Below are 10,165 nucleotides of genomic sequence, written 5' to 3'. Positions count from 1 at the left end.
CCCGGTGCCGGCCGATCCCCCGCCGGAGGCAGAACTCGGCTCAGACGCCGTGCGCTTGCCAGCGTCACGCCCCGGCGCCCGCCGCTCCCGCGGCCTCACGCCCGGCCGTGCAGCTCACCCCCGGCGCACTCGCGCTCGCCGTCAGTGGCGGCACCGCTGCCCTGCTCGTGGTCGGCACGGTGCTGGTCTCCATGCTCCTCGAGGTCGCCATCACTGCCGGCGCGCTCGCCATCGTCGCCCTGGTGGTCCGCTCGCTCATCGCCTCCGAGCACAAACAGCACCGCCGTTGACCGGCACCGGAGCGGCCTCAACCGCCAAGTCTCATCCGCTCCGGCGCCGTCCCTGCCCGAACCAACTGATCCGGAAGGAACCCTCATCGTGACCGACCGCATCCCCTACCTCGGACGGGTCTGCCCGAACTGCGACGGCTTCCCCGTCGTCGCCGTATCCTCCGGCCTCTGCCGCGACGACCACGGGCACCTGCACACCATGACTGTCACGTGCACCACCTGCCGCGGCACTGGGTGCGTCAAGGCCCGCCGCGTTCGCATCTCGCGGTTGGAGGTGGCGGCATGAACTCAAAGACCGCCTCCGCGCACCTGACCAACGACACCGAAACCGTGCTCCGCGTCTTCGGCGACACCGAACACTCCTGGAAGGACCCCTTCATCAGCCTCCGTGTCGGTCGCGGTGACACGGATGTCGTCTTCCTCGCCGGCCTCGGCACCGCCGACGTACTCTGCGACCTCGCCAGCGTCGCGAACGAGGCTGCCGACACCCTCGACCGGCTCGCCGTTCGTAACGCGGATGGTGCTCGATGACCGACACCGCCACCATGGCGGGGCTGGACGCGGCCACCCTCGGCGACATGCTGCGGGTGGCCGGCTCCACCGGCTTCGACCGCTGGCAAGACCAGATCCGCCGCACCGGCGGCTGCGCCGTGTCCTCAACGTCACCATGCAGTACGTGGTCCGGCGCCGGCTGCTCCGAACCAACCCGCTGCCCAAGGGCAAGGACGCTGGTCAGCACCAAGACGACGAACGCCGTCGATAAGCGGTCCCTGATCAACCCCGAGCAGGCGGCGGCACTCCTCGACTGGGTGCGGCGGCGTACGCGTGGCGGCAAGCGGCTGCACGCGTTCTTCGCGACGCTCTACTACTGCGGGCCGCGTCCGGAAGAGGCCGTGGCGCTGCGCGTGTGGGACGTGAACCTTCCGGGCGTCGACGCAGACGACCAGTGGTGCGAGTTGCTGATCCACACCGCGACGCCGGAAGTCGGCAAGCAGTGGACCGACAGCGGCGAGATTAACGAACAGCGGGACCTCAAGGGCCGTGCCGAAGGGGATACGCGGACGGTGCCGGGGCATCCCGCCCTGACGCGCATCCTGCGGACGCACATCGAGGATGAAGGACTCAAGCCGGGTGATCTGCTGTTCCAGGGGAGAACGGGGGCGTTCTCGCAGGCTCCGTCATCCGCCGTGCGTGGCGCACTGCGCGCGCCGCGGTGCTCGCTCCGCACGTGTTCGACTCGCCCACCGGGAAGCGCGTGTACGACATTCGCCACACTCGCCTGACCAAGTGGCTCAACGACGGGATCCCGCCCGCGCAGGTGGCCGACTGGGCGGGCAACAGCGTGCCCGTGCTGCTCGCCACGTACGCCCGATGTGTCGAAGGTCAACTGGCCCACCTCAAGACGCGACTCGAAGCGGCGGGCACCTTCCCGACCCAGCGGACACTGGAGGCGCTGACGACGACGGCTGACCCGTCGCGAAAACTTCGGCACGTATTCGACACGGCAACCCGCAGAAACCCGGTGAGAGCCGGACAGCCCCGGAGCCCTCCCACGATCGTTGGGGGAGCGGTCGGGGCTTCTGCATGTCGATAAGAAAGGCTCTGACCAGCAAAAAAGCCCCACCGAAGCGGGCCGGAAGGTGGCGCCCCCGGCAGGACTCGAACCTGCGGCCAAGCGCTTAGAAGGCGCCTGCTCTATCCACTGAGCTACGGGGGCCGGTGTGTGGCCGGTGGCTCGGACGGACGGATGTGGGGGAGATCCGTGACCTTGCCGGGGACAAGGATAGAGGTCATCCGTCCCTGTCCCTGTTGCTTCGCCTCCGTTTCCTCGCCGTGGCTCGATGTGGAGGTTCGGTGAAGCGGACCTGATAATCGCAGATGGGTACGAATCTCGCAGCGCTTTCGGCGTCTCCCGCCTCGGGTGTTGTGCACTCGTTATGCCTGCGCTCCCACTCGTCCCTTGCCTCCCGCTGTGAGCCTCCTGTGTCGTATCGCGTGACTTATCGGCGCGCAGACGGGGTCATATGCTTCAGAAAGCCGCCAAAATTGGGCATTCTTCGCATGTGGTGACCTTGGACGTACGGCCTCAGCTGCTCGACGCTCTCACCGTGCTGCGCGACCGTGTCGCCGCCGCGCGCTTCCCGCTCCCCCTGCCGGGGGCTCCACGCGCGCGTGCCAACCGCGGTGAGTTGCTCGCACAGCTCGACGACTACCTGGTGCCCCGGCTGCGGGCGCCCGAAGCCCCCATGCTCGCCGTGATCGGCGGTTCCACGGGCGCGGGCAAGTCGACCCTCGTGAACTCGCTCGTCGGGCGGGTCGTGAGCGAGGCGGGCGTGCTGCGCCCGACGACCCGTACCCCGGTGCTCGTGTGCCATCCGGACGACCACCACTGGTTCTCCGGGATGCGCGTACTGCCCGACCTCACGCGCGTGTGGGTGCCCCGGCAGGCGGACGGCGACGGCGAGGCGGCGGAGGACTCCGCCGACGACGCGCTCGTCCCGCTCATGGAGGCCGGCGAGAACGCCCTGCGGGTCGAGACCGCCGGGAACCTGCCCCGCGGCCTCGCCCTGCTCGACGCGCCCGACGTCGACTCCCTCATCGCCGAGAACCGGGTGCTCGCCGCCCGTCTGATCAGCGCCGCCGACGTGTGGGTCATGGTGACCACCGCGTCCCGGTACGCCGACGCCGTGCCCTGGCGCATGCTCCGTACCGCGAAGGAGTACAACGCCAGCCTCGTCACGGTCCTCGACCGGGTGCCCCACCAGGTGCTCACCGAGGTGTCCCAGCAGTACGGCGCGCTGCTCACCAAGGCGGGCCTGGGCGAGGTGCCGCTCTACACCGTGCCGGAACTGCCCGAGTCGACGCGCGACGGCGGGCTCCTGCCGGCCACCGCCGTCGCCCCGCTGCGCGCCTGGCTCGCCCACCGCGCCCAGGACCCAGGCGCCCGCGGCGCCGCCCTCGCCCGCACCGCCCGCGGCGTCCTCGAGTCGCTGCGCGGCCGGATGCCCGAACTGGCCTCCGCCGTCGCGCTCCAGTACGCCGCGACGGTACGGCTGACCACGGCGGCCGAGGAGGTGTACGACGACGAGCACGCGCGCGTGAAGGAGCGTTTGCAGAACGGCGCGGTGCTCGCCGGGGACGCGCTCAAGCGCTGGCGCAGCTACCCGCTGGACTGCTCGGCGGTGGAACTGCTCGACGCCCTGGTGGAGAGCCTCGGCTCGCTCCTGCTGTGCGCCGTCGGCGCCGCCGACGCGCGCGTGGACGCCGCCTGGCGTCGCGAGCCCGGCGGCGACGCACCCGAACTGGCTCGCCACGAACGGGGCCTCGAGACCGCCGAACACCGCGTCGGCCTCGCCGTACGGCGCTGGCGGCGCGTCCTGGAGGAGTACGCCGAGGAACAGGTACGGGCCTTCGGCGAGCTGTCCGGCACGACCCCGCCCGACCCCGAGGCCGTCGCCGCGCTCCTGGCCACCGCACTGCTCGGCGGCCGGCGCGCGAAGGCGGCCGGCGAGCACCTGGCCGAACGGATCGGCGCTCAGGGCGCCCTGCGTCTGCGGGACCGGGGCGGGCGGCTGCTCACCGAGTACGTCGACAGCGTGCTCGGCACCGAACGCGAGCGCCGGCTCGCCCCGATGGACGCCCTCGGCGTCGGCCCCGAACCCCAGGCCGAACTGATCGCGGCCCTGTCGCTGCTGCAGAAGGAGAGGTGAGGGCGGTGACCACCGTCACGGATCCGACCGAGAAGGCCGAGCCCTGGGACGACGGGCTGATCGCCCGGCGCGCCGAGGACCGCCCGGCCGAGGCGCTGACGACGACCCCGGCGCCCGCCGCCGCGCCGGACACGGCCGCCGACGATCCCCTCGACCGGCGCCTCGAAGCGCTGCGCGAACTGGTCGGCCTGTCCCGCGCCCGCCTCGACGCGGCCACCCTCAGCCAGGCGGGCCGCGTCCTCGAGGAGGCCGCGGCCCGCCGCCGGCTGTCCTCCCGGCACACCGTCGTCGCCGTGGCCGGGGCGACCGGCAGCGGCAAGTCCACGCTGTTCAACGCCCTCGCGGGAGTGTCCCTCTCCGAGACCGGGCTGCGCCGTCCCACGACGTCCGCGCCCATCGCGTGCAGCTGGACCGACGGAGCGGCCCCGCTGCTCGACCGGCTCGGCATCCCCGGCCGGTCCCGGCGCCGCCCCATCCAGCAGGGCGGCGCCCCGGGGGCGCTCGACGGGCTTGTCCTCGTCGACCTGCCCGACCACGACTCGGCCGCGCCCGAGCACCGGCATACCGTCGACCGCGTCCTGGACCTCGTCGACGCCGTGATCTGGGTCGTCGACCCCGAGAAGTACGCCGACGCGATGCTCCACGAGCGTTACCTGCGGCCGATGGCGCAGCACGCCGAGGTCATGTTCGTCGTGCTCAACCAGACCGACCGGCTCCCCGACGAGGCCGCCGAGCAGGTCCTGGACGACCTGCGGCGGCTCCTCGACGAGGACGGCATCGCGCTCGGCGAGTACGGCGAACCGGGCGCGACCGTGCTGCCGCTGTCCGCCCTCACCGGCGACGGCATCGGTGAACTGCGCGACGCGCTCGACCAGTTCACCGCGGGCCGCCGGGCCGCCGAGCGCCGGATCGCCGCCGACATCGACGCGACCGCCGACCGGCTGCGGCCCCTGTACGCGGTGGGCCGGCAGGTCGGCCTGAGCGAGCTGGACCGCGAGGAGTTCACCGACCGGCTCGCCGAGGCCGTCGGCGCCGCCGCCGCCGGACAGGCCGCCGAACGCGCCTGGGCGCGCGGCGCCAACCGGGCGTGCGGCACGCCGTGGCTGCGGCTGTGGCGCTGGTACGACGCCCGGCGTTCCCTCACCGCGGCGATCCCGGCCCCCTCGTCCCGGGCCGACGACGAGACGACGGCCCGCCAGCGCGTCGAGCACGCGGCGCGCGAGGTCGGTGACGCCGCCGCCACCGGACTGCCCGCCACCTGGGCGCAGTCGGTGCGGGACGCCGCCTCGCGCGGCGCCGAGGGGCTGCCGGAGGCGCTCGACGAACTCGCCGCGTCGGCCGCGTCGCCGCAGGGCGGCTCGCGCCGGCAGCGGGCCTCGTACGCGCCCGGGGTACGGCCGCCGCGCCCCAAGTGGTGGCCGTTCGCCGTGCTCGTGCAGGTGGCGATGACCCTGCTGCAACTGCTCGGCGGACTGTGGCTGGTGGCGCAGATCGTCGGGGTCGTGCCGCCGAACCTGGGCGTGCCCGTGCTGATGATGCTCACCGGGATCGTCGGCGGACCCTGCGTCGAATGGGCCTGCCGGGCCGCGGCGAAGGGCCCGGCCCGGCGGTACGGGCAGGAGGCGGAGCGGCGGCTGCGCGACGCGGCGTCGGCGTGCGGCCGGGCCCGCGTCCTGGACCCGGTCGCCTCGGAGCTGCTGCGCTACCGCGAGGTGCGGGAGCAGTACGTGAGGGTGACGGGGTTGTCCACAACCGGCCGGTAGGACACAGGCCGCAGCGGGGGTGGCGCCGACGGGGGCAGGGTGGGGATCGCGGTCCGGGAAGGGCTCGGGCCGCGATCGCCGGTCCGGGCAGGGCCGCTGCGGGAGGGGTGCGGACATGAACGAGACGCTGCTGACGGTCGTGGGGAACGTGGCGACGACGCCGGTGTACCGGGAGCTGCCGACGGGGCCGGTGGCCCGGTTCCGGCTCGCGGTGACGCCGCGCCGCTTCGACGCCGTGCGCAACACGTGGGTGGACGGACACACGAACTTCTTCACGGTGTGGGCCAGGGGCACGCTCGGCTCCAATGTGCAGGGGTCGGTGTCGATCGGTGAACCGGTGATCGTGCAGGGCCGGTTGAAGGTGCGGGACGAGGAGCGGGGCGGGCAGCACTGGACGTCGGCGGACATCCAGGCGACGGCCGTCGGGCACGATCTGTCACGGGGCACGGCCGCCTTCCGCCGGGCGGTCGCCCGCCGCGGTGCGGGGGGTGCCGGAGGTGCGGGGGACGGCGCCGGTGGTGGGCAACAGGCGCCGGACGAGCCCTCGTTCGAGGTCGAGCCGGAGCCCGTCGGGTGAGGGCTGCCCGGTGGGACTCCGCCGCCCGGAATGAAGCCGAAATTCCGGATGCCCGATGTAGGGCTTATCGGGGCTTGCGTGCCGGTGATTTGTCGATAAGCCCAGCTCGGGACCGGTGGTGGCGATAACGATTACGAGTCGGATCGGTTGCCGGGCGGCCGCTGCGCGGACCGTGATCGATCGTCTCCCTAGGATGCCGGGCGTGGCACGGGTGCATGCACGGGCCACACAGAGGCTCATACGGTTCACGGAGCCTCAGGAGTCGCCCGGGCGACTCCGATCGGCGTCGAAGTGATCGCGAACAGCCGGCGGGACACCACCCTCCATGTGGCGTTCCGTTCCGCCTGAAGGGGTTTACGTGTTTTCTGTGTTCTCGCGGACCGCGCGGCTCTCACGGTCCACCGGGTCACCGCGGGCGGCACGGCGCGGGCGGGGATCCGCCCGGACGGCCGCCGCGCTCACGGTGACCGGTCTGCTCGCCGCCGGGGTCATATCCGGCGCCGGCGCGGCCGTCGCGGCGGCCGACGACGGCACCCAGCAGGGCGGCGGCGCCGGTGCCACGCTCGGCGGACTCGAGACCTACGGCACGGCCGTGCTGCACGACGCCGGACGGGACGAGAAGGTCTCCGCGGGCCTGTTCCGGATGACCGTCGACGGCGGCGGCACCCTCCAGACGTACTGCATCGACATCCACAACCCGACCCAGACGGACGCCAAGTACCAGGAGACCCCCTGGAGCGGCACCTCCCTGAGCCACAACCGGGACGCGGGCCGCATCCGCTGGATCCTCGAGCACTCCTACCCGCAGGTGAACGACCTGGCCGCGCTCGCCCGCAAGGCCGGCGCCGGACGCCTCACCGAGCAGGACGCCGCCGCCGGCACGCAGGTCGCCATCTGGCGGTACTCGGACGGGGCCGACGTCGACGCGCAGAGCCCCGCCGCCGAGAAGCTCGCCGACTACCTCCAGCACAGCGCGCGTGACCTCGCCGAACCGCAGGCCTCGCTGAGCCTCGTGCCGTCCGCCGTGTCCGGGCGGCCCGGCGAGCGGCTCGGCCCGGTGACGGTGCGGACGAACGCGGACGCCGTGAGCGTCACTCCGCCCGCCGTGGCCGCCTCCCACGGGGTGCGGGTCGTCGACGCGAAGGGCGAGCCGGTCGAGTCCGCCGTCGACGGCAGCAAGGTCTACTTCGACGTGCCCGAGGACGCACCGGCCGGTTCCGCCGCGCTCACCGTGCAGGGTTCCACGACGGTGCCGGTGGGCCGTGCCTTCGCCTCCGACACCCGCAGCCAGACCCAGATCCTCGCCGGGTCCAGCGAGTCCACCGTCTCCGCGACCGCGACCGCGACCTGGGCCGGCAAGGGCGCCGTCCCCGCGCTGTCCGCCCGGAAGAACTGTGCGAAGGGCGGCGTCGACGTCACCGCGGTGAACAAGGGCGACGCGCCCTTCACCTTCACCCTGATGGACACCGAGTACTCCATCCCCGCCGAGTCCACGCGGACGGTCACCATCCCGCTCCAGGAGGACCAGGCCTACGACTTCACGATCAGAGGTCCGCACGGCTACGAGAAGCGCCTGCGCGGCGTCCTCGACTGCCGCACGGCCGCGGCCGCCCTCGCCACCGCCTCCGACGACGGGCTGCGCCCGCAGACCACGACGCGGCCGAGCCCCGCGTCCGTCGGCGGCACCGGCACCGGCACGCCGGGCCAGGACCTGGCCGAGACCGGCAGCTCCAACGCGACGCCGGTGATCGCGGGCGCCGCCATCGCCTTCGTCGTGCTCGGCGGGGCCGCCCTGTTCCTGGTCCGCCGCAAGAAGACGCCGCCGCAGGACGACTGACCGGCGGCCGTCGCACCGGCGCCCCGTGCAACCGCCGGGGCGCCTTGCGGGTCGTACGGTCCATGACCACGTACCCGGGCCCCGCACGCACCCTGTCGCAACAGCCTCCCGCGGCGCCCGCCGCCGTCACGGTCGCGAGCACCGGGGCCCTCGCCCTCGCCGCCGCGGCGAGCTGGACGGGCCTGGTGCTGCTGGTCCGGGGACACGTGATCCCCGGCTGGGCGGTGAGCGCGGTGCTGCTCGCCGCGGCCCTCGTCTTCCGCCGCGGCCTCACCCGGGCCACCGGCCGAGCGCGCCGCGGCCCCTGGATCCGCCGCACCCAGCGCCTCCTCATCCTCGCCGCGGTGCTCGGCACGGTCTGGGGCGCTGCCGACGACGTGCTCAGCGACGCCCGCTACCACGTCATCGGCCCGCCGGGCCCGGGCGGCTGCACGGCGGTCGTCCGCGAGACGTCGTTCCTGGTGATCGGCGGGGGCGAGGTGTACGCGGTGGGCCGCAGCGGCTGGGCCGTGGGCGCGTCCGGCTCCTGGAGGGTGGACGACGGATACCGCCCCGTCGCGTCCGGCACGTACACGCTCCGCTGGGGCGGACCCGGCGACGACGGCACCCTGGCCGTCACCGGCACCCGCACGGACCCGGTCCTCGGCGGCGGCCTGACAGAGCTCGACTGCGGCTGGTGAGGAGCGTGCCCCCGCAGTGACGGGACCGCCCTCCTACGCCACGGCCGGACCGCCCTCCTACGCCACGGAGCGCTGCACCCAGGCGCCGATCGCTTCGAAGTCGGCGTCGGTGAGCCCGGCCGCCGGGTCCGGCCGGTGCAGCAGGAACGGGCCCGGGTGCGAGGCGGCGACCCACTGCCGGTCGACGTCCCCGATCTCGTCGTCGACCCAGACGAACGGGGCCCCGGCCGCCCGGGCGAGGATCGGCCGCGTCTTCCAGTGCAGGCCCCGGGGCCCCGCCCCCTCACCAGGGTCGTCGTCGGGCCACGGGAGCACGGGCAGCACCGGCAGGCCGATGCGCGGCCCGACGACCTCGTTGGCCTCGTCGCCCCACGTGGTCGCCCACACGATCCGGGCACCCGAGCCCGAGCAGCCGGGCCCCGGTGCCCGGATCGAGGCGCCCCAGCAGCGGATTCCCGGGCCCGCCGGGGCCGCCGGACCGGGAGCCGAACGGGATCAGGGGCCCGTCGACGTCGAGGAAGAGAAGGGGGCGGTCGGTGGAGGGGGACACGGCCGAACGATAGAGCGCGGGGCACCGGGCGCGGGTCCGGAACCCGCAGTTCAGGCGGGACGGGAGATACGGGTTTCCGCCCAGCGGTGGCCATGCGGCAAGATGGGTGTATCTGCCCTCACGCGGTGGAGCCGCTTGATGCGGGGCCTTTGCTGCGACACTTCGACTGCCGGACGGTTTCTCTTGGCTGAGTTCATCTACACCATGCGCAAGGCGCGCAAGGCGCACGGCGACAAGGTGATCCTCGACGACGTCACCCTGAGCATGTACCCGGGTGCGAAGATCGGTGTCGTCGGTCCGAACGGCGCCGGCAAGTCGACCGTCCTGAAGATCATGGCGGGTCTCGAGCAGCCGTCGAACGGTGACGCGTTCATCTCGCCCGGTTACAGCGTCGGCATCCTCATGCAGGAGCCCGAGCTCGACGAGTCCAAGACCGTCCTGGAGAACGTCCAGGACGGCGCCGCCGAGATCATGGGCAAGCTCAAGCGCTTCAACGAGGTGGCCGAGCTCATGGCCACCGACTACAGCGACGAGCTGATGGAGGAGATGGGCAAGCTCCAGGAGGACCTCGACCACGCGAACGCGTGGGACCTCGACGGTCAGCTGGAGCAGGCCATGGACGCCCTGGGCTGCCCGCCCGGCGACTGGCCCGTCACGAACCTCTCCGGTGGTGAGAAGCGCCGCGTCGCGCTCTGCAAGCTCCTCATCGAGGCGCCCGACCTGCTGCTCCTCGACGAGCCCACCAACCACCTCGACGC

The 10,165-nt window shown here is 73.2% G+C and carries 9 protein-coding genes, 1 tRNA gene and 2 pseudogenes; 10 read left to right on the top strand and 2 right to left on the bottom strand.

Annotation, left to right across the window (positions count from 1 at the left end; genetic code table 11):
• Positions 1-71 precede the first annotated feature (71 nt).
• The 4 genes and pseudogenes from GTW43_RS01440 to GTW43_RS01425 form a co-directional block, all read left to right on the top strand.
• Positions 72-290: pseudogene (locus GTW43_RS01440) on the top strand (SpdD-like protein); the annotation flags it as partial.
• Positions 291-378: 88 nt separating this feature from the next.
• Positions 379-576: a hypothetical protein gene (locus GTW43_RS01435; RefSeq protein WP_161299699.1), complete on the top strand. Its 198-nt coding sequence runs from the start codon at positions 379-381 to the stop codon at positions 574-576.
• Positions 573-821, top strand: coding sequence for a hypothetical protein (locus GTW43_RS01430; RefSeq protein WP_161299698.1), 249 nt, complete (start codon positions 573-575; stop codon positions 819-821). Before GTW43_RS01435 ends, GTW43_RS01430 begins: the two co-directional genes overlap by 4 nt.
• Positions 818-1,573 (top strand): hypothetical protein, encoded by a 756-nt coding sequence (locus GTW43_RS01425; RefSeq protein WP_237536339.1) that lies wholly within the window; start codon positions 818-820, stop codon positions 1,571-1,573. The genes GTW43_RS01430 and GTW43_RS01425 overlap by 4 nt, the downstream gene beginning before the upstream one ends.
• A 358-nt stretch (positions 1,574-1,931) precedes the next feature.
• On the opposite strand, the gene GTW43_RS01420 is transcribed toward GTW43_RS01425, so the two are convergent.
• A tRNA-Arg gene (locus GTW43_RS01420) sits at positions 1,932-2,007 on the bottom strand.
• A gap of 346 nt (positions 2,008-2,353) precedes the next feature.
• On the opposite strand from GTW43_RS01420, the gene GTW43_RS01415 reads away from it, so the two are divergent.
• The 5 genes from GTW43_RS01415 to GTW43_RS01395 all read left to right on the top strand — a co-directional run bounded on the left by GTW43_RS01415 (position 2,354) and on the right by GTW43_RS01395 (position 8,857).
• Complete coding sequence (locus GTW43_RS01415) at positions 2,354-4,000, top strand: dynamin family protein (protein ID WP_343245858.1); 1,647 nt, start codon at positions 2,354-2,356, stop codon at positions 3,998-4,000.
• 5 nt (positions 4,001-4,005) lie between these two features.
• Positions 4,006-5,763, top strand: coding sequence for a GTP-binding protein (locus GTW43_RS01410; RefSeq protein WP_343245857.1), 1,758 nt, complete (start codon positions 4,006-4,008; stop codon positions 5,761-5,763).
• Between the two features lie 115 nt (positions 5,764-5,878).
• On the top strand, positions 5,879-6,340 hold the full coding sequence (locus GTW43_RS01405; RefSeq protein WP_161299696.1) for a single-stranded DNA-binding protein: 462 nt from the start codon (positions 5,879-5,881) through the stop codon (positions 6,338-6,340).
• A gap of 358 nt (positions 6,341-6,698) precedes the next feature.
• Positions 6,699-8,177 (top strand): Cys-Gln thioester bond-forming surface protein, encoded by a 1,479-nt coding sequence (locus GTW43_RS01400; RefSeq protein WP_343245856.1) that lies wholly within the window; start codon positions 6,699-6,701, stop codon positions 8,175-8,177.
• Positions 8,178-8,239: 62 nt separating this feature from the next.
• Complete coding sequence (locus GTW43_RS01395; protein ID WP_161299694.1) at positions 8,240-8,857, top strand: hypothetical protein; 618 nt, start codon at positions 8,240-8,242, stop codon at positions 8,855-8,857.
• 57 nt (positions 8,858-8,914) lie between these two features.
• Here the strand turns inward: GTW43_RS01395 and GTW43_RS01390 are convergent.
• A pseudogene (locus tag GTW43_RS01390) lies at positions 8,915-9,407 on the bottom strand (HAD domain-containing protein).
• Between the two features lie 183 nt (positions 9,408-9,590).
• Between GTW43_RS01390 and GTW43_RS01385 the strand changes: the two are divergent.
• Positions 9,591-10,165: ATP-binding cassette domain-containing protein (locus GTW43_RS01385; protein ID WP_161299693.1), on the top strand; the 575-nt coding region annotated here is incomplete at its 3' end.

The sequence above is a fragment of the Streptomyces sp. SID5785 genome (genome assembly GCF_009870065.1).
Classification (GTDB): domain Bacteria; phylum Actinomycetota; class Actinomycetes; order Streptomycetales; family Streptomycetaceae; genus Streptomyces.
The sequence above is the reverse complement of the archived record's forward strand: the minus strand, read 5'-3'. Positions and strand labels throughout refer to the sequence as shown.

Bases quoted from the DNA above. Each gene is read 5' to 3' on its own strand.
- GTW43_RS01425 (WP_237536339.1), top strand. From the start codon at position 818: ATGACCGACACCGCCACCATGGCGGGGCTGGACGCGGCCACCCTCGGC.
- GTW43_RS01395 (WP_161299694.1), top strand. From the start codon at position 8,240: ATGACCACGTACCCGGGCCCCGCACGCACCCTGTCGCAACAGCCTCCC.
- GTW43_RS01430 (WP_161299698.1), top strand. From the start codon at position 573: ATGAACTCAAAGACCGCCTCCGCGCACCTGACCAACGACACCGAAACC.
- GTW43_RS01405 (WP_161299696.1), top strand. From the start codon at position 5,879: ATGAACGAGACGCTGCTGACGGTCGTGGGGAACGTGGCGACGACGCCG.